This is a genomic window from Streptomyces sp. NPDC055099 (genome assembly GCF_053607685.1).
The window spans coordinates 337,854-355,487 of record NZ_JBSGUA010000001.1 but is presented as its reverse complement, the minus strand read 5'-3'; the positions used below and the strand labels follow the sequence as shown (position 1 = coordinate 355,487).

Below are 17,634 nucleotides of genomic sequence, written 5' to 3'. Positions count from 1 at the left end.
GGGGGGGGGGGGGGGGGGGGGTTGGCGCGCGGCCCCCCGGGCCGGTGGGGGGGGGGGGCCCCCCCGTCCCCCCCGGGCCGCCCCACCGCTCCGTTTTCTTGCTACAGCCCCAGCGCCTTCGCCTCCACCTCGGGGTCGACGCCCTTGGCCCCGCGGTCGTGGCGCTGCGGGGCCACGCCTCCCAGGGACCGGAGCCAGGTCCAGGTGTCCGCGACAGTCTCGGCCACGGGCCGCGCACGCAGCCCCGCGGCCACCGCCTTCTCGGTGGACGTGCGGTGCATGGTGTCGTGCAGTTCGCCCGGCGGGAGCCACACCGGGAGCTGCGACCACGGCTCGATGCCGTGCTCGGCGATCACCGCCGGGTCGGTCCAGCGCAGCTCCACGTCGGCCGCGCCCGCCACGGCCACGCACGCCTCAAGGAACTCCTCCATCGTGGTGTGCGCCATGGGGGAGATGATGTTGTACGGGCCGTGCAGACCCGCGAAGGCGGCATCCAGGACCCACTCCGCGAGGTCCCGCACGTCGATGTACTGAAGGTCCAACTCCCGTGGCCCCGGCGCCAGTACGGGCCCGCCCCGCGCGACCCGGTTCAGCCACCACGGCAGCCGCCCGACGTTCTCGTACGGACCGAGGATCAGTCCGGCGCGGGCGAGCACCGTGCGCTCGGCCCCGAACTCCGCGACGGCGGCGAGCTCGCCACCCCGCTTGTCCTGCGCGTACGCCACCGAATCCGCGTCGGGGTCCCCCTCGACCAGCGGGTAGCTCTCGTCCGAACCCGCCACCCCCGGATACCGGTACACGGACGCGCTCGACACATACACATAGCGCCCGGCCCGCCCCGCGAGCAGCCGCGCCGTGTCCCGCACCGCGCGCGGCGCACCCGACCAGGTGTCGACGACGATGTCCCACTCGCCGTCGAAGGCGGCGAGCGCGTCGAGGCCGCCCTCCGCCGTACGGTCACCGAACAGCGACACCGCGCCGGTGGGCGCCTCGTGCTGCCCCCGGTGGAAGACCGTCACCTCCCAGCCACGCGCGAGCGCCGCCTCGACGACGCCCCGCCCCACGAACTGCGTACCGCCCAGCATCAGAAGTCTCATGGCGCAGACTCTGCCCGCTCCCGGCTGTCGGGGGAACCGGGTTCTGCTGGCGGCAGAGCCCGGCCCGCCCCGGGAAACCGGAGGTCAGCGGGATGCCGGCGGTGCGTACTTGTAGCCGACCCGCCGCACCGTCTGGATCGTCCCGCGGTGCTCGGCCCCCAGCTTGCGCCGCAGCCGCGCGATGTGGACGTCCACGGTGCGTCCGTCGCCCACGTGTCCGTAGCCCCACACCGTGGTGACCAACTGGTCGCGCGTGTGCACCCGGTGGGGGTGGGCGACGAGATGCGCGAGCAGCTCGAACTCCAGGTAGGTGAGGTCGAGCGGTCGGTCGTCGACCCGTGCCGCACGCTGCACGGCGTCGATCCACACGGGACCGCCGGACGCCTGCCGGGGCTCGGGCGCGGCGGTGGCGGGGGCAGAGACAGTGGCCACCGGCTCCTGCCCGGCCGGTACGAGGACCAGGTAGCCGATCATCGGCGGCCGGCCCGGCAGCGTGGGCAGCGTGTGCTGGGGCGCGGGCAGCCAGGTCGCGCCCGGCGGCAGGAAGTCGGTGATCTGCGCCACCTCGTCCGGGGCGACGGCTCGCAGCCGCCCGCGGCCGTGGCCGGCCTGCGGTGGTGCGGTGGCCGTGGCGGCGGCGGTCGAAGCGGTGGAGGCCGGGAAGGAACGGGAGTTCGCCATGGAAGTCAGCTCTTTCGCGCGAAGGAGTCGTCAGTCGTCGAGGACGTACGTACGTCGTGCGCGTCAGGCGAAAGCCGGGTGAACGGCGTTAGAGGGCCTGCGCGTTCGTCGCGCGGCAACACACCCGGTCGAAGTCGTGGTGCTGACGGGAGGGCCAGAACGGCTCCAGGTCGTGATCACGACCCGTAGCGGTGTTCCCGTGGCTGCCCATGAGTCCATTGAAGCAGATGAGGGGGGCCGGGGTCGCTCCCTCTCGCACGCTGCCATGCCGAAGGGGGCGTCCGCCGGTCCGGCGGACGCCCCCTTCGGGAACGTGCGAGGCACGTGCGGTCACTGCGATCAGACCTGGCCGGCCTTCTCCAGGGCGGTGCAGCACGTGTCGACGATCAGACGCGTCACGACGTACGGGTCGACGTTCGCGTTCGGGCGGCGGTCCTCGATGTAGCCCTTCTGCTCCACCTCGACCTGCCACGGGATGCGGACCGAGGCGCCGCGGTCCGAGACGCCGTAGCTGTACTCGTTCCAGGGGGCGGTCTCGTGCAGGCCGGTGAGGCGGTCGTCGATGCCCGCGCCGTAGTTCTTGACGTGGTCCATCGGCTTGGAGCCCTCACCGAGGGACTCGGCGGCGGTGATGATCGCGTCGTAGCCCTCGCGCATCGCCTTCGTCGAGAAGTTGGTGTGCGCGCCCGCGCCGTTCCAGTCGCCCTTCACCGGCTTCGGGTCGAGCGTGGCCGACACCTTGAAGTCCTCTGCGGTGCGGTAGAGCAGCCAACGGGCGATCCACAGCTGGTCGGAGACCTCGAGCGGCGAGAGCGGGCCGACCTGGAACTCCCACTGGCCCGGCATGACCTCGGCGTTGATGCCGGAGATCCCGAGGCCCGCCTTGAGGCAGTTCTCCAGGTGGGCCTCGACGATGTCACGGCCGAAGATCTCGTCGGCGCCGACACCGCAGTAGTAGCCGCCCTGCGCGGCGGGGAAGCCGCCGACGGGGAAGCCGAGCGGGCGGTCGCCCTCGAAGAAGGTGTACTCCTGCTCGATGCCGAAGATGGGCTCCTGCGAGCCGAACCGCTCCTCGACCTCGACGAGCGCGGCACGGGTGTTGGACTCGTGCGGCGTCATGTCCGTGTTGAGGACCTCGCACAGCACGAGTACGTCGTCGCCGCCGCGGATCGGGTCGGGGCAGGTGAAGACCGGCTTGAGCACGCGGTCGGATGCGTGACCCTTGGCCTGGTTGGTGCTGGATCCGTCGAAGCCCCAGTTCGGGAGCCCGGCGCCGTCCGTCATGATCTTCGTCTTGGAACGGAGCTTGGCGGTCGGCTCAGTGCCGTCGATCCAGATGTACTCAGCCTTGAAGGTCACGGGGTCATCCTTTAAACGCTCGGTACGGCGCAGAACGTGCGGGTGCTGCGGTGCCGTGGTGATGTCGCGCAGCCTGCCAACGCGCGATTTCCCGTCCATTGCTCGAATGTGAACCCCGTGTTACCTGCGGCGGATGTGGCCCACTTAACTCCCCGGGTCACTTGATGACGGCGTTGGCCACCGCGATCAGCAGCCCGATCGCCGCGTCGGCCATGCCGAGCAGCACGGCCGAGCGGCGCCGGTAACCCGACCTGAGCGCGGCGAAGGTGCCCCAGCCGAGCAGGAGCGCCGCGTTCAGCAGCAGCGCGGAGCAGGTGACGGGCGGTTCGGACCAGCCGAAGGTTCCGGCGAGGAGGAGCAGCGCCACGGTGGGCCAACAGGCCACGATCACCGGCCACTCGTCCATGAGCTCCCGGCCCAGCTGCCGCCACCGGTGCAGGCCGGTGCCGGGCCGGTGCGTGGACATGTGATGCGCGTAGCCGTGCGCGAGGGCGGCCGTGCCCGCGGTGACCATGATCCAGGACGCGTCGTAGAAGGGGGTGTAGGTCTGCTTCTCCGAGTGCAGCGCCGCGACGAGCGCGCTCGCGAGGACGGTCCCGTATACACCTCCGGACGTCAGCTTCCGCACGGGTGCACTCCTTCCAGGGAGTGCCCAACCTTATGGGGGTGTATGTAACGATTTGCCGGATGTCGCGCATCGGTCGGCCGTCATCTGCCGCCGCGCGCGAGGCCGCGACTACCGGGACAGCGCGTCCCGTACCGCCTCCTCCGTCCGCCCCACTACCGCGGTGCCGTCGTCGGCGGTGATGATGGGCCGCTGGATGAGCTTGGGATGGTCGGCGAGCGCCGCGATCCAGCGGTCGCGGCCCGACGCGTCGCGCGGCCAGGCCTCGCGGTCCTTCAGGTTCAGCTCCTTGGCCACGTCCTCCTGGGTGCGCGTGATGTCCCACGGCTCCAGGCCGAGCCGCTCCAGGACGGCACGGATCTCCTCCTCCGTGGGGACGTCGTCCAGATAGCGGCGGACGGTGTAGTCGGCACCCTCGGCGTCGAGCAGGGTGAGCGCGCTGCGGCACTTCGAGCAGGCGGGATTGATCCAGATCTCCATGCCGCACACGCTACCCGCGACCCACCCCCGACCCATCCGTCACACGGCCTCAAAGGCCGTCTGGCCAGCGGCGATTGTCAGTGCCCGGCAGTAGAATTGAAGCAATGTTCGAGGGTTCCCGACGGGGGTCCTGATCGCGACAGGAGGATGCCTGTGCCCGCTGCCGCACTCACATCGAAGTCGAAGCGCAACGCTTCCCGGCCCGTGTTCATCGACCCGACGTACGCACCACTGGAGAAGCGACCGCTCCCGGCCGGACGGCCGCGCGAGTGGTACATCACGCACAACCGGCGCCTGAAGGCCATGCGTCTCGCGATAGCCCTGCTCGACTCCGGTGTCTATCTGGCGAACCAAGCGAACAACACCCGAATCCGGCGCATGGCGGAGGACGTGGGAATCCACCCGCCGTCGGACATCACCTGCCACATGGTGCGCGCCCTGATGCGGTACAGCCGCTGAACCGACGCGCGCGGGCGTACGGGCGGGGGCCCCAGGGCCGCCGCCCGTGGGCGTGGTCCATGCTGTCCGCATGACTCAGCCGGAATCCGCCCCCGCCCAGCAGGAGCCCGCGGACGAGCTGCCGCTGCTCGTCACCGCCCAACTCCCGGACGGGGCGCGGTTTCCCGTCCGCGGCCTGCGCGGGAGCGAGGCGTCGCCACGCCCCGCGCCGGCCGTCCTCATCCTCCCCGCCATGGGCACCCCCGCCCGCTACTACCGCGCGTTCGCACGCCAGTTGCACGCCGAAGGGCTCACCGCCCTGACCGTGGACATGCGGGGGCAGGGGGAGAGCACCCCGCGCGTGACGGACCCGGACGCCCTCGACCACGGATACGGCACGATCGTGGAGCAGGACCTCGTCGCGGTCCTCGAAGCGATACGCGCCGAACTGGGCCCCCAGTCACCGCTGTACCTCCTCGGCCACAGCATGGGCGGACAACTGGGCCTGGTGCACGCCGCGTTGGGGATCGGCCCCGGCGTCGACGGAGTCGCCCTCGTCGCCTCGGGCTCCGTCTGGTTCCGGGCGTACGGCCCCTTGCGCGGGCCCCTGCTGCTCATCGGCGAGCTGTTCACCGCGGCCACGTCGACGCTGCTCGGCCGCTGGCCCGGCACCCGGCTCGGCTTCGGCGGCAACCAGCCCAAAGGCATCATGCGCGACTGGGCACGTCAGGGGCGTACGGGCCGCTACTCGTCCCCCGGCTCCCCGCACGACTACGAGGCCGCCCTGCGCACCCTCACGCTGCCCGTCCTCGCGGTCTCCGTGGAGGGCGACACCTGGGCCCCCGTGGCCGCCCTTGACCACCTCGTCGGCAAGGTGCCCGCGGCCCGCGTCACCCGCCTGCGGTACTCCGTGGCCGAGGCGGGCGCCCGCCTCGACCACTTCGTGTGGACACGGGCCGGAGGAGCGCTGGCCAAGAGGGTGGCGGCCTGGGCGGTGGCGGGCGGAAGCTGAGGTCCCGGCACCACCGGCACACCTCGGGCGCGGTCACCCGTTCGGCGTACCCGGCATGCGTACGCGCCATAGGCGGCATTGGCTGCTCCTGAGGGGAGGCTGTTGCCGGGTGCCGCCGACGGAGAGGGGCGAGGGGCGATGACCACTCCGCAAGAGCGTGCCCGCCAGGGCAAGGCCGCCCGCAAGCGTGCCTCGCGCTCCTCGCACGGGGCGTGGATACCTTCCGCCGACCGCGCCGACCCGGTGGCCGTCCTGGAGCGGCAGGGCGCGGACCGCGTCCAGGAACTGCTGCCCATCCGGTACGCCCGCATGGCGGCCTCCCCGTTCTCCTTCCTGCGGGGCGCCGCCGCCGTCATGGCAGGGGATCTCGCCGTCCAGTGGGACACCGGCCTGACGGTCCAGCTCTGCGGCGACGCGCACCTGCTGAACTTCGGCCTGTTCGCCTCGCCGGAGCGCGCCCTGCTCTTCGACCTGAACGACTTCGACGAGACCTGCCCCGGCCCCTTCGAGTGGGACGTCAAACGCCTGGCCGCGAGCATCGCCGTGGTATCCCGCGACAACGGCCACCCGCGGGGCGCCGCACGCGCGGCCTGCCTCGCGGCGGTGGCGGCGTACCGCACGTCGATGAGACGTCTTGCCGCAATGGGCGAACTTGCCGTCTGGTACGAACGGACCGACGCACACGACCTGTTGCCGCTCATCCGCTCCGCGGGACACCGCAAGCGCGCGGCGACCGCCATGGACCGCGCACGCCGCCGGACGAACCTCCAGGCGCTCGGCAAGCTGACCGAGAAGGTCGAAGGAACTCCCGGCGTCCGCCGCATCATCCACGACCCGCCGCTCATCGAACCCGTCAGCGCCCCGGACCTCGCCGCGCTCCGCAAGATCTTCGGCGACTACCGCTCCACGCTCTCCGAGGAGCGCCGACTCCTCCTGGACCGCTACCACTTCGTGGACGCCGCGCGGAAAGTCGTCGGCGTGGGCAGCGTCGGCACCCGCTGCTACATCGTGCTCCTCGCCGGGCGCGACGAAGGGGACCCGCTCTTCCTCCAGATCAAGGAGGCGGTCCGCTCGGTCGTCGAGGAACATCTCCCGGCAGGCCCGTACGTCCACCCCGGCCACCGGGTGGTCGCCGGTCAACGACTCCTCCAGGCGGCCGGCGACATCTTCCTCGGCTGGATGACGGGCCCCCAGGGCCGTGCCTTCTACTGGCGCCAACTGCGCGACATGAAGGGCTCCGCGGACGTCGAGTCCATGAACCCCGCGGAACTGCGCTCCTACGCCCGCCTCTGCGGCACGGCCCTGGCCCGCGCCCACGCCCGCTCCGGCGACCGCATCGCCATCGCCGCCTACCTGGGCGGCGCCGACACCTTCGACCGGGCGATAGCGGAGTTCGCGCTGCTCTACGCCGCGCAGAACGCCCGGGACCACGCGGCGCTGACCGAGGCGATCTCCTCGGGTCTGGTCGACGCCGCGGGCCGGGAGGAGGGAGAGGCGGGCGCGGGCTCCGGCGCCTAGCGGATCTCGTCCGGGACCACCGTCAGCCACCGCTTGTCCGCGGTGACCTTCTGGCCGAGCTCCCGCTGCCGGTCGGCGTTCTTCCGCTTCATCCCGTCCAACTCCTTCATGTACGCGTCCTTGCGGTTGACCCAGACCCGTGCCCCGCCGTGCTCCACGTCCGCCGAGTGGAACAGCATCGGGCCGTCGCTCCTGGGGGTGTCGCCCGCCACCAGGACGGGCTTCTTCCACTCGTCGATGTACGTGTTGATGGCCGCGGGCTTGCCCTGGTACCAGGTCAGGGGCGCCCACAGGTTCGGCGTCAGCTCATGTCCCGCGAGCTTCTTCTGGTCGAAGCGGCCCTCCGCGATCTCCTTGCGGGAGCTGGTGACCTCGCCCGTCCTGCGGTTCTTGAGCTGCAGGCCGACGCCGATGACGTTCTCGGGCTTCACGCCGTAGCCGTACTTGGGGTCGGAGAGGACCATGCGCACCAGATCCTCGCTGGCCGCGCTGACCACGTAGACCTCGATGCCGTGCTCGCGCAGCGACTTGTGGAGCTCCTGCATGCCGGTGAAGAACTCGGGCGGCTTCACCTCGGTCTTCGTCAGCTTCCCGTCCTCGTAGTACTCGGCCGGGATCGGCTCGTCGTGGGCGAGGAGTTCGTCGACGTACCCCTTGAGCTCCTTCAGCGTGAAGCCGGAGAAGATCTGCGCGGCCCACGGGTAGCAGACCTGGTCGTCGACCTCGCAGAGCCGGTTGTAGTAGCTGTAGAGGCTCTCCTTGTGCTTCGCCGTGTCCTTGAAGGGGATGATCTTCAGCGACGGGTCGATCGACGTGCGGGTCAGCACCCCCTTCATCTCCAGGAAGGGCAGGAGGGACTCCTCCAGGTCGTTGCGGTACGTCGTGTTGTCCGCGTCGAAGACGGCGTACGCGCCCTTGTGGTCGTTCTTCGCGATGAGCTTGCCCAGCTTCTTCGCGACCGGCTTCGGCCAGTGCTTCAGCTCGGACGTCGCGGCCTTCGCCGTCCTCGCCGTCTTCGCGGAGGCGTCCGCGGCCGTCGCGTCCTTGCCCGGCCAGAGCGCCGTCCCCGCCAGAACGGCCGCGGTGAGCGCGCCCGCCGTGCCGATGACGGCCAGCTTGCCCTTTGCCTTTGATGCCATGGTTCCGTGCCCCCTGAGAGCGGTCTGCGCCCCGTCCGGAGCGGCGGGTCATCGTATGAGGTCACACCAGGGATTCCCATGATCGACATCACCGGACGGGACGGGCATGGGGCCGCCGTGCGCGGGTAGGGGAGACGGGCGCCTGCCGCACTTCTGGGCCTGCTCCGTAGCGGCGCCCATCGCATACTGGAAGGCATGGAGACCGTCTCCCGGGAGTTCGTGCGGGCCGCCCCGCGGCTCGACGGCATGGTGGTGTCCGCCGTCGGCTACCGCACGCGGGGCGAGCGGCCGGGCCTGCACCGCGGCCTGCCGTCCCCGTACCTGACGCTGATCTTCTCGCTGGACGGTCCCGTCGTCACCGGCGCCACCCCCGAGCAGGTCGGTACCCGAGACGCCCTCCGCACGGACATCGTCCTCGGAGGCCTGCACCAGTCCCCGGCCTACGTCGTGCGGCCCGAGCACGAGGCGGGCATCCAGCTCGCCGTGCACCCGCTGGCCGCCCGCGCCCTGTTCGGCGTACCGGCCGCGGAACTCGCCGGAGAGCTGGTGACGCCCGGCGCGGAGGTGATGGGGCGCCGCGCCGCCGAGCTGCGGGAGCTGCTGTGCGAGCAGGGCGGCTGGGAGGAGCGGTTCGCCTCCCTCTCCGCCTACTTGAGGCAGCGCGCGGCCACCGACACCTCCTTCGGCTCCGTACGGCCCGAAGTCGGCGAGGCGTGGGCCTGGCTGGCCCGGCACCAGGGCGTGGGCACCCTGCGCGGGCTCTCCCGGCACGTCGCGCTCAGCGAACGCCGCCTCACCACCCTCTTCCGCGCCGAGACGGGCCTGAGCCCCAAGCAGGCCGGGCGCCTGATGCGCTTCCAGCGCGCACGGAACGCCGTCGTACGCCCCGTCGCGGCGGGCGCGGCCCCCGACCTGGCCCGTGTGGCCGCGGACTGCGGGTACTACGACCACTCCCACCTGGTGCGGGACTTCCGGCAGTACACCGGCGCGAGCCCCAGCGCCTGGCTGGCCGAAGAGTGCCGGAATATCCAAGCCGGGAGCTATGGCGGGGGCGAAGAGTGGGACCCATGAACACGACCGAGAAGCAGAACCAGCAGCCCCAGTCCGCCTCTTCCCTCAACTCCGAGGGGCGAGCCCCCGAGGCCGAGGAGCGCGCCCCCGCTGTCTGGCCGACCCTCCAGGCGCACGACGCCCCCGCACTGATCGACTTCCTGGTCGGCACGGTCGGCTTCCTGCGCACGGCCGTCTATCAGGACGGCGACAGCGTGGCGCACGCCGAACTCGACTGGCCCGAGGGCGGCGCGATCATGCTCGGCTCGTACGACGACGGGGCCGGGGACTGGTGCCTGAAGCCGGGCACCTTCGGCACGTACGTCGTCACCGATCACGTGGACGACCTCTACCAGCGGCTTCGCGCCGCCGGGGTCGAGATCACCCGTGAGATCGAGGACAAGCCCTACGGCAGCCGGGAGTTCGCGATCGCCGACCCCGAGGGCAACAAATGGTCCTTCGGCACCTACCGCGGCGCACCGAGGCCCCAGCAGCCTTCCTGACCTCGCGTGATAACTTGCGCACGCCAGTCAACCCACACCAGGGCCAGGGAATCCGGTGCGAATCCGGAACTGACGCGCAGCGGTGAGGGGGAACGGGCGGGGCAACGGCCACTGGGCGTCCACGGACACCTGGGAAGGCGCCCCGTCCGGCCGATCCCCGAGTCCGAAGACCTGCTGGCACCTTCGTCCGCGCACCGGGCGGCGGAGGTGACGAAACAGGCCAGGCTCCGCGTATGAGCCGTGAGACTCAAGGGATCGTGTGTCTTCCACCGCCCGTCATGTACGTATTCTGTCCCGTCGTGTACGGGTGCCCGTCCTCCTCGTCGCGGCCCTCGCCGTCACGCTGACCTCCTGCGGAGGCGGCACCACGACCACCTCCGCCACGGACGGCAAGGCCGCCGGCTACCCGCTGACCCTCACCTCCTGCGGCAAGAAGGCGGAGATCAAGGCGCCCCCGCGGCGAGCGGTCTCCCTCGACCAGGGCTCCACGGAGATCCTGCTCTCCCTCGGCCTCGCGGACCGCATGGCCGGCACCGGCACCTGGACGGACCCGGTGCTCAAGGGCCTGGAGAAGGACAACGCCAAGGTCGACCGGCTCGCCGACAGGTACCCCTCCTTCGAAAAGGTCCTCGCCAAGGAACCGGACTTCGTCACCGCCTCCTTCCTGGCGACGGTCAGCAAGGGCGGCGTCGCCGACCGCGCCAAGTTCGCCGAACTCGGCGTACCCGCCTACGTCTCGCCCTCCGACTGCGCGGGCAAGGACAACAGCGGCGACGGCGACGGCCGCCGCGTCAAGACGCTGACCATGGACACCGTCTACGGCGAAGTACGGGACCTGGCCAAGGCGTTCGGGGTCGAGAAGCGCGGCGAACGCCTGATCGCGGACCTCAAGGGCCGGGTGGCGAAGGCCACCAGGACCATCGAGCACACCAAGGCGTCCGGCACCTCGCTCCTCTACTGGTTCGCCAACTCCGACGCGCCCTACATCGCCGGCTGCTGCGGGGCGCCGGGCATCATCACCCGCGAACTCGGCGTGCAGAACGTCTTCGACGACACCCGCGACGAGTGGCCCCAGATCAACTGGGAGACGGTGGCCGACCGCGACCCGGACGTCCTGGTCATCGGCGACCTCACCCGCAAGTCGCAGACGGCCGAGAGCGCGAAGAAGAAGATCGAGTTCCTGGAGTCCAACCCCGTCACCAAGAACCTGACCGCCGTGAAGAAGAAGCGGTACGTGCTGCTGAGCGGCCAGGCCATGAACCCGACGATCCGCACGGTGGACGGCATCGAACAAGTCGCCGCCGCCCTGCGCGAGTTCGGCCTCGACGAGTGAGGACGGCCGCCCCGGGCGGCATACGTTCCGCCCTGCTCTGGACGGCGGGCCTCGCCGCCCTCGCCCTCTCCGTGGCGGTGGCCGTCACCATCGGCCCCGCGGACATCTCCGTACCCGACGTGTGGTCGGCGGTCGCGGCGCACCTCGGCTGGGGCGAGGCGACGCTGACGCCCATCCGGGACGGCATCGTCTGGAACCTGCGCATGCCGCGCACACTCCTCGCGGCGGTCTGCGGCGCGGGCCTCGCGGTCTGCGGGACCGTCCTCCAGTCCCTCCTGCGCAACCCGCTCGCCGACCCCTTCGTGCTCGGCGTCTCCTCGGGGGCGTCCACCGGCGCGGTCGCGATCGTCGTCCTGGGGGTCGGCGGGGGAGTGGTGTCGGTCTCGGCGGGCGCCTTCGTCGGGGCCGTCGTCTCCTTCGCGCTCGTGCTGCTGCTCAGCCACAGCCTGGGCGGAAGCGCCGACAGGGTGGTGCTCTCCGGGGTGGCGGCCATGCAGCTCTTCTCCTCGCTCACCTCCTTCGTGATCCTGACCTCGGGCGACGCGGAGACCACGCGGAGTGTCCTGTTCTGGCTGCTCGGCTCGCTGAGCGGGGTGGGCTGGACGGACGTCTCGCTGTGCGCGGCGGTGCTCTTCGCGGCGCTCGCCGTCTGCCTGACGCAGGCCCGCACCCTGGACGCGTTCGCGTTCGGCCAGGACGCGGCGGCGACGCTGGGCGTCCACGTGGCCCGCGTCCGCCTGCTGCTGCTTTCCGTGACGGCCCTGCTCACGGCGGCACTGGTCAGCAGCGCGGGCGCCATCGGTTTCGTGGGCCTGGTCCTGCCGCACGCGGCCCGTGCGCTCGTCGGCTCCGGCCACGCACGCCTGCTCCCGGTCACGGCACTCGCGGGCGCGGTGTTCCTGGTGTGGGTGGACACGCTGGCCCGCACGGTCCTCGACCCCCAGGAGGTCCCCGTGGGGGTGGTCACGTCCCTGATCGGCGTCCCGGCTTTCGTCCTGGTCCTCTACCGCACGAGGAAGACGGGCAGAACAACATGACCCCGCATACCGACCACACCGACCACACCGACCGCACCGAGCACACCGAGCACACCGAGCACACCGACTCAGGCCTACGGGCGGACAGGGTCACCAGAACAACCGCGGGCCACCTCATCATCGACGGAGTGACCCTGGCCCCGCCCCCCGGAGCCACGGTCGGCCTGCTCGGCCCGAACGGCTCGGGCAAGTCAACGCTCCTGCGCATCCTGGCGGGCGTCCTGACCCCGACATCCGGGGTGGTCACCCTCGACGGTGACCCGCTGCGGGAGGTGGGCCGCCGCAGAGTGGCACGCAGGGTGGCGATGGTGGACCAAGAGGCAACCACACAGGTCGAGCTGTCGGTGGAGGAGGTAGTACGCCTGGGCCGCATCCCGCACAGCAGGGCGTGGTCCGCCCCCACACCCCAGGACGACGAGGCGGTACGCGAGGCCCTGACCCGCACGGGCCTTGCCGACCGCGCCACCCAGTCCTGGCACACACTCTCGGGCGGCGAGCGCCAACGCGTCCAGATAGCAAGGGCGTTGGCCCAGACTCCCCAGGAGCTCCTCCTGGACGAACCCACGAACCACCTGGACATCCACCACCAGCTGGACCTCCTGTCCCTGGTGGCGGACCTCCCCCTGACCAGCGTGATAGCCCTGCACGATCTCAACCTGGCGGCCATGTTCTGCGACCACGTACTGGTCCTGCGCGAGGGAGTGGCCCACGCCTCGGGCACACCGTCCGAGGTGATCACGGAGGAACTGATAGCAAAGGTGTACGGGGTCCGAGCGGAGGTCACCCACCACCACGAGGAACCCCACCCGACGATCCGCTTCCTACGGGCCTGAACCCTCCGTCACGCTTTCACCGCGCTTGCCGCCGCGCTTCCCACCGCTGGTGTCAGCGGCCCCGGACGATCTGCTCGGCCCGGAGTCGAAGCTTGGCGTCGGCGTCTTCCAGCAGGGTGGTCGCGGCCCGCAGTCGACCAGGACCGCCCTGAGCGCAGAGCAGCCGAAAGGCGGCGACGCGGGTGGCCCGGGGCAGCTCGGGACCGATACGCGCCATCAACCACTCGGTGGGCAGCTGCCGCGCTGAGGGCAGCAGCGCCGCGCAGGCCTCGCGGGCGACGGCGGGTGCGGGATCGTCCAGGAGCGGCCGCAGCCGCTCGGTGTCCGCGACGTCGAGCACCCGCAGCCCGGCCATGGCACGCGCCCGTACCGCCGACACCGGATGCCCGAGCAGCGGCCACAGCAACCCGGCGTCCGCACGCGCCCCGCACTCACCGAGACCGACGGCCGCACCGGGCGGCAGAGCCGGGTCACCGGGCTCGGCACACCACACCCGGTAGAGCGGCAACGGATCGACCCCGGCCTGCTTCAGCACGTAACGGGCACAGGCCCGCACGAGCGCCGACCGGTCGACGAGATACGACCGGGCCTCTCGCGCCCGCCCGACGCGCCGCAGAGCGGTGACCCCGGCGGACCGGACACGGGGGCTGCGCGCAGCGAGCAAGGGTGCCACGACGGCGTCGTACGCACGCTCGTCCACCCCCTCACCCACGCCCGCGAGGGCGGCGTCGGCGCAGAGGTTCTGGACGACGACATCACTGTCGAGCGCGGCGCTACGGGCCAGCTCGGCCGCCGACAGGACGTGCTCGTCGACGGCGATGCGATGAGCGAAGCGGCGTACTGAGGGATCTCCGTGGCCGAGCAACGGCACGAGCCGTGCGTGGCCCGTCGCCCCGCTCAGGAGCTCCCGCAACAGCCCGACGGCGAAGACTCCGCGCTGCCGCCGCCCCACCCGCAGCACCACGGGCGCCAGCGCGGCCAGCTCCCCTGCACCGAGCCGGGGCAGCGCCTCACGCACCATGCCGCGCGCCTTCTCCCGTACGGGCGCGGCCCAGTCGGCACAGCGAACGACGACCAGCGGCAGGAGCACCGGATACGCCGCGACCCGCCGCAACGCGGCCGCGCGCACCCGGCCGTCGCCGGAGCACAGATCAAGGGCGGTCCGACTCTCACCGGGTTCCAAGGCGTCCCACCGCGTATACATGCCGCGCACGTCGGCATCGAATGCGATCCAGGCGGAAGGCTCCGAAACATCCAGCACATCCCACAAGGAAGCCCCGCGGACAACCCGCAGCAGCTCGCTCTCCCTGCCCCCGCCGAACCAGCTCATCGCGACCGCTTCCCCTCGCCCCGCCCACCGAGACGGCGATCGTAGGGTGCGGCACCCGCCGCGGTCGCCCGAATTACACGGACCCCGGCTGCCCTAGGGCCGGGGCTCGTCGAGGTACTGGTCGGCCCAGGCGCTGATGATGTGAGCGGCCCGTTGCGCCTGCCCTCGCGCGGTCAGCAGATGGTCCGCGCCTTCGAGCGAGATGAAGCTGCGCGGGTGCCGTGCCTCCTGGAAGATCTCCGCGGCATTGGAGATGTCGACGGTGGAGTCGGTGGGCGAATGCGCCACGAGGAGCGGAACGTCCACGTCGCTGATCCGGTCGCGCAGGTGAGCCCGGCGCACATCCTCGACGAAGGCGCGCTTGAGGACCAGAGTCCTCCCGCCGACGAACCACTCGTGCGCGCCGTCACTGAGGACGCGATCCAGGACGGAGTCGTACTGCCGCTCGACATGACTGGGGTCGACGGGCGCCGCGATCGTGGCCAGCGCGCGCAGGCCGGGGATCTCGCAGGCGGCAGCGATGGCGGCGGCGCCTCCCCACGAGTGCCCCACCAGCAAATCCACCGGAGTCCCTCGCTCCGCCATGAAGGCCGCGGCACGGACGGTGTCCTGCACCTTGACCGTGAAGGAACCGTCCCCCCAGTCGCCCTCGGAGTCCCCGATCCCGAGATTGTCGAAGCGCAGCGTGCCGATCCCCTCGCGCGCCAGCTGCTTGCTGACGCGCGCGGCGGCCGGCGATTCCTTGCCCAGGGTGAATCCGTGCGCGAAGAGCGCCCAGCCTCGGACCTCGCCCTCCGGCAGATCGATCACCCCGGCCAGTGCGGGGCCGACGACGCTCGGGAATGTCACTTTTTCGCTCATGTGGGGTGCTCACCTAGGCAGCGGCTGATCTGGGCAGATCGTGTGTGGGGGAGGAGGGAGAGGGAGACGGGAGCGACATTAGCCGGTGCCAGCGCGAGAACGACCGAAACAGACAGAACAGCGGGCCGCCTCCCCGTTCGGGGAGACGGCCCGCCGTCCATGCTGACGCGGCGCCGGGCTCACGCGGCCCCGGCCGTTCTAGATGTCGAAGTACAGCTCGAACTCGTGCGGGTGCGGCCGCAGCTGGATCGGGGCGATCTCGTTCGTGCGCTTGTAGTCGATCCACGTCTCGATCAGGTCGGACGTGAAGACGCCGCCCGCCTGCAGGTACTCGTTGTCCGCCTCGAGGGCGTCGAGGACCGCGGGGAGGGAGGTCGGGACCTGGGCGACGCCCGCGTGCTCCTCGGGAGCCAGCTCGTAGAGGTCCTTGTCGATCGGCTCCGGCGGCTCGATCTTGTTCTTGACGCCGTCCAGGCCGGCCATCAGCAGCGCCGAGAACGCCAGGTACGGGTTCGAGGACGGGTCCGGCGCGCGGAACTCGACGCGCTTGGCCTTCGGGTTCGAGCCCGTGATCGGGATACGCATGGCCGCGGAGCGGTTGCGCTGCGAGTACACCATGTTGACCGGCGCCTCGAAGCCCGGGACCAGGCGGTGGTACGAGTTCACCGTCGGGTTCGTGAAGGCGAGCAGCGACGGGGCGTGCTTGAGGATGCCGCCGATGTAGTAGCGGGCGGTGTCCGACAGGCCCGCGTAGCCCTGCTCGTCGTAGAAGAGCGGGTCGCCGTTGGCCCACAGCGACTGGTGGACGTGCATGCCCGAGCCGTTGTCACCGAAGATCGGCTTCGGCATGAAGGTCGCGGTCTTCTGGTTGCGCCAGGCGACGTTCTTCACGATGTACTTGAAGAGCATCAGGTCGTCGGCCGCGGCGAGCAGCGTGTTGAACTTGTAGTTGATCTCCGCCTGGCCGGCGGTGCCGACCTCGTGGTGCTGGCGCTCGACCTGGAGGCCGTTCTTGTCCAGCTCCAGGGAGATCTCGGCACGCAGGTCGGCGAAGTGGTCGACCGGCGGGGCCGGGAAGTAGCCGCCCTTGTAGCGGACCTTGTAGCCACGGTTGTTCTCGACCGCGCCGGTGTTCCAGGCGCCGGCCTCGGAGTCGATGTGGTAAAAGCTCTCGTTCGCCGACGTCTGGAAGCGGACGTTGTCGAAGACGTAGAACTCCGCCTCGGGACCGAAGTACGCGGTGTCCGCGATGCCGGTGGACGCGAGGTAGGCCTCGGCCTTCTTGGCGATGTTGCGCGGGTCACGGCTGTACTGCTCGCCCGTGATCGGGTCGTGGATGAAGAAGTTGATGTTGATGGTCTTGTCGCGGCGGAAGGGGTCGACCCGGGCGGTCGACAGGTCCGCGCGCAGCGCCATGTCGGACTCGTGGATGGCCTGGAAGCCGCGGATCGACGATCCGTCGAAGGCCAGCTCCTCGTTCGGGTCGAACGCCGCTGCCGGGATCGTGAAGTGCTGCATCACTCCGGGCAGGTCGCAGAACCGGACATCTACGAACTTCACGTCCTCGTCCGCGATGAACTTCTTTGCGTCGTCGGCGTTCTGGAACATCCAACTCCTCCTACTCCCGGCCCCCAGGCGGGGACGGGGTTGCAGCTCGTTGTGCGGCCAGTGCGGTGGCACACGCTGGGACCCGACCATAGGGACGGGGGATTTCTCAAGCATGACCCATTTGTTTCGCGGAAGTTAACCGAGGCGGGTTCGAGCCAGGTGTCATTCGCCCTACCCCGCCCGTCCTCGTACGAAATCGGGCGCAGTACCGTGGACGGGTGGACAACAGGCAAGCAATCGGATCGTGGCTCTCCGGCCCTCGTGCGGCGGCAGAGGAAGCGGGCGTCGACTTCGGGTACCGCGGCGAGCAGCTCGGCCTGCCGGAGGAGGGGCCGGGATCGATCGCACGGCCCGGACGGCGCATGGGCGCCATCGCCGTCGACTGGGCCCTGTGCATGCTCATCGCATACGGCCTGTTCGCTCGCGGTGACCAGCAGGCGATGGGCAACTGGGCCCTCGGCATCTTCTTCGTGATGACCGTCCTGACGGTCGGCACGGTCGGCTGCACCCCCGGCAAGGCCCTCTTCAGGCTGCGCGTCATCGCCGAGGGCGGCGGCCGGCTTGGCATCGTCCGCGTCCTCATCCGCAGCGTGCTGCTCTGCGTCGCCGTCCCGGCCCTGATCTGGGACCGCGACGGCCGAGGCCTCCACGACCGCCTCGGCCGCGCCATCCAGGTACGCATCTGAGCCCTCCCGACCGCGCACACGACGAAGGCCCCGGAACCGATCGG

The 17,634-nt window shown here is 70.8% G+C and carries 18 protein-coding genes and 1 riboswitch; of the genes, 9 read left to right on the top strand and 9 right to left on the bottom strand.

Features of this window, described 5'->3' with window-relative positions:
* Positions 1-101 precede the first annotated feature (101 nt).
* The 5 genes from ACWFRU_RS01610 to ACWFRU_RS01590 all read right to left on the bottom strand — a co-directional run bounded on the left by ACWFRU_RS01610 (position 102) and on the right by ACWFRU_RS01590 (position 4,242).
* Entirely contained in the window at positions 102-1,097 is a 996-nt protein-coding gene (locus ACWFRU_RS01610; protein ID WP_453683734.1) for an NAD-dependent epimerase/dehydratase family protein, read from the bottom strand.
* Between the two features lie 84 nt (positions 1,098-1,181).
* Positions 1,182-1,778 (bottom strand): winged helix-turn-helix domain-containing protein, encoded by a 597-nt coding sequence (locus ACWFRU_RS01605; RefSeq protein ID WP_453683733.1) that lies wholly within the window; start codon positions 1,776-1,778, stop codon positions 1,182-1,184.
* Positions 1,779-2,117: 339 nt separating this feature from the next.
* Complete coding sequence (glnII, locus tag ACWFRU_RS01600; RefSeq protein ID WP_453683732.1) at positions 2,118-3,137, bottom strand: glutamine synthetase; 1,020 nt, start codon at positions 3,135-3,137, stop codon at positions 2,118-2,120.
* Between the two features lie 157 nt (positions 3,138-3,294).
* On the bottom strand, positions 3,295-3,765 hold the full coding sequence (locus ACWFRU_RS01595) for a hypothetical protein (RefSeq protein WP_453683731.1): 471 nt from the start codon (positions 3,763-3,765) through the stop codon (positions 3,295-3,297).
* A gap of 108 nt (positions 3,766-3,873) precedes the next feature.
* On the bottom strand, positions 3,874-4,242 hold the full coding sequence (locus ACWFRU_RS01590) for an arsenate reductase family protein (protein ID WP_453683730.1): 369 nt from the start codon (positions 4,240-4,242) through the stop codon (positions 3,874-3,876).
* A gap of 153 nt (positions 4,243-4,395) precedes the next feature.
* On the opposite strand from ACWFRU_RS01590, the gene ACWFRU_RS01585 reads away from it, so the two are divergent.
* From ACWFRU_RS01585 to ACWFRU_RS01575, 3 genes are all read left to right on the top strand, one after another.
* Positions 4,396-4,701: a hypothetical protein gene (locus ACWFRU_RS01585; RefSeq protein WP_453683729.1), complete on the top strand. Its 306-nt coding sequence runs from the start codon at positions 4,396-4,398 to the stop codon at positions 4,699-4,701.
* Between the two features lie 70 nt (positions 4,702-4,771).
* Positions 4,772-5,692 (top strand): alpha/beta hydrolase family protein, encoded by a 921-nt coding sequence (locus tag ACWFRU_RS01580; RefSeq protein WP_453683728.1) that lies wholly within the window; start codon positions 4,772-4,774, stop codon positions 5,690-5,692.
* A 138-nt stretch (positions 5,693-5,830) separates the two neighbouring features.
* Complete coding sequence (locus ACWFRU_RS01575; RefSeq protein WP_453683727.1) at positions 5,831-7,210, top strand: DUF2252 domain-containing protein; 1,380 nt, start codon at positions 5,831-5,833, stop codon at positions 7,208-7,210.
* On the opposite strand, the gene ACWFRU_RS01570 is transcribed toward ACWFRU_RS01575, so the two are convergent.
* Complete coding sequence (locus ACWFRU_RS01570) at positions 7,207-8,349, bottom strand: haloacid dehalogenase-like hydrolase (RefSeq protein ID WP_453683726.1); 1,143 nt, start codon at positions 8,347-8,349, stop codon at positions 7,207-7,209. The two genes, ACWFRU_RS01575 and ACWFRU_RS01570, sit on opposite strands and share 4 nt — an antisense overlap.
* Positions 8,350-8,544: 195 nt before the next feature.
* Here ACWFRU_RS01570 and ACWFRU_RS01565 point away from each other — a divergent pair, with 195 nt between their 5' ends.
* The 5 genes from ACWFRU_RS01565 (at position 8,545) to ACWFRU_RS01545 (ending at position 13,105) form a co-directional block, all read left to right on the top strand.
* Positions 8,545-9,420: a helix-turn-helix domain-containing protein gene (locus ACWFRU_RS01565; RefSeq protein ID WP_453683725.1), complete on the top strand. Its 876-nt coding sequence runs from the start codon at positions 8,545-8,547 to the stop codon at positions 9,418-9,420.
* Entirely contained in the window at positions 9,417-9,902 is a 486-nt protein-coding gene (locus tag ACWFRU_RS01560; protein ID WP_453683724.1) for a VOC family protein, read from the top strand. The genes ACWFRU_RS01565 and ACWFRU_RS01560 overlap by 4 nt, the downstream gene beginning before the upstream one ends.
* Before the next feature lie 7 nt (positions 9,903-9,909).
* Positions 9,910-10,095: riboswitch (cobalamin riboswitch) on the top strand.
* A 114-nt stretch (positions 10,096-10,209) separates the two neighbouring features.
* Positions 10,210-11,235: an ABC transporter substrate-binding protein gene (locus ACWFRU_RS01555; protein ID WP_453683723.1), complete on the top strand. Its 1,026-nt coding sequence runs from the start codon at positions 10,210-10,212 to the stop codon at positions 11,233-11,235.
* Complete coding sequence (locus ACWFRU_RS01550) at positions 11,232-12,272, top strand: FecCD family ABC transporter permease (RefSeq protein ID WP_453683722.1); 1,041 nt, start codon at positions 11,232-11,234, stop codon at positions 12,270-12,272. Before ACWFRU_RS01555 ends, ACWFRU_RS01550 begins: the two co-directional genes overlap by 4 nt.
* On the top strand, positions 12,269-13,105 hold the full coding sequence (locus ACWFRU_RS01545; protein WP_453683721.1) for an ABC transporter ATP-binding protein: 837 nt from the start codon (positions 12,269-12,271) through the stop codon (positions 13,103-13,105). The genes ACWFRU_RS01550 and ACWFRU_RS01545 overlap by 4 nt, the downstream gene beginning before the upstream one ends.
* A 52-nt stretch (positions 13,106-13,157) precedes the next feature.
* Here ACWFRU_RS01545 and ACWFRU_RS01540 read toward each other — a convergent pair whose 3' ends face one another.
* From ACWFRU_RS01540 to glnA, 3 genes are all read right to left on the bottom strand, one after another.
* Positions 13,158-14,309: a hypothetical protein gene (locus ACWFRU_RS01540; RefSeq protein ID WP_453684478.1), complete on the bottom strand. Its 1,152-nt coding sequence runs from the start codon at positions 14,307-14,309 to the stop codon at positions 13,158-13,160.
* Positions 14,310-14,528: 219 nt separating this feature from the next.
* Positions 14,529-15,296, bottom strand: a complete 768-nt coding sequence (locus ACWFRU_RS01535) for an alpha/beta hydrolase family protein (protein WP_453683720.1) — start codon at positions 15,294-15,296, stop codon at positions 14,529-14,531.
* A gap of 198 nt (positions 15,297-15,494) precedes the next feature.
* Positions 15,495-16,904: a type I glutamate--ammonia ligase gene (gene glnA, locus ACWFRU_RS01530; RefSeq protein WP_451202905.1), complete on the bottom strand. Its 1,410-nt coding sequence runs from the start codon at positions 16,902-16,904 to the stop codon at positions 15,495-15,497.
* 218 nt (positions 16,905-17,122) lie between these two features.
* Between glnA and ACWFRU_RS01525 the strand changes: the two genes are divergently transcribed.
* Complete coding sequence (locus ACWFRU_RS01525) at positions 17,123-17,590, top strand: RDD family protein (protein ID WP_453683719.1); 468 nt, start codon at positions 17,123-17,125, stop codon at positions 17,588-17,590.
* Positions 17,591-17,634 lie beyond the last annotated feature (44 nt).

Coding starts and splice junctions, on each gene's coding strand:
- ACWFRU_RS01610 (WP_453683734.1), bottom strand. CDS start 1,097: ATGAGACTTCTGATGCTGGGCGGTACGCAGTTCGTGGGGCGGGGCGTC.
- ACWFRU_RS01605 (WP_453683733.1), bottom strand. CDS start 1,778: ATGGCGAACTCCCGTTCCTTCCCGGCCTCCACCGCTTCGACCGCCGCC.
- ACWFRU_RS01590 (WP_453683730.1), bottom strand. CDS start 4,242: ATGGAGATCTGGATCAATCCCGCCTGCTCGAAGTGCCGCAGCGCGCTC.
- ACWFRU_RS01580 (WP_453683728.1), top strand. CDS start 4,772: ATGACTCAGCCGGAATCCGCCCCCGCCCAGCAGGAGCCCGCGGACGAG.
- ACWFRU_RS01575 (WP_453683727.1), top strand. CDS start 5,831: ATGACCACTCCGCAAGAGCGTGCCCGCCAGGGCAAGGCCGCCCGCAAG.
- ACWFRU_RS01570 (WP_453683726.1), bottom strand. CDS start 8,349: ATGGCATCAAAGGCAAAGGGCAAGCTGGCCGTCATCGGCACGGCGGGC.
- ACWFRU_RS01565 (WP_453683725.1), top strand. CDS start 8,545: ATGGAGACCGTCTCCCGGGAGTTCGTGCGGGCCGCCCCGCGGCTCGAC.
- ACWFRU_RS01560 (WP_453683724.1), top strand. CDS start 9,417: ATGAACACGACCGAGAAGCAGAACCAGCAGCCCCAGTCCGCCTCTTCC.
- ACWFRU_RS01545 (WP_453683721.1), top strand. CDS start 12,269: ATGACCCCGCATACCGACCACACCGACCACACCGACCGCACCGAGCAC.
- ACWFRU_RS01540 (WP_453684478.1), bottom strand. CDS start 14,309: ATGTATACGCGGTGGGACGCCTTGGAACCCGGTGAGAGTCGGACCGCC.
- ACWFRU_RS01535 (WP_453683720.1), bottom strand. CDS start 15,296: ATGAGCGAAAAAGTGACATTCCCGAGCGTCGTCGGCCCCGCACTGGCC.
- glnA (WP_451202905.1), bottom strand. CDS start 16,904: ATGTTCCAGAACGCCGACGACGCAAAGAAGTTCATCGCGGACGAGGAC.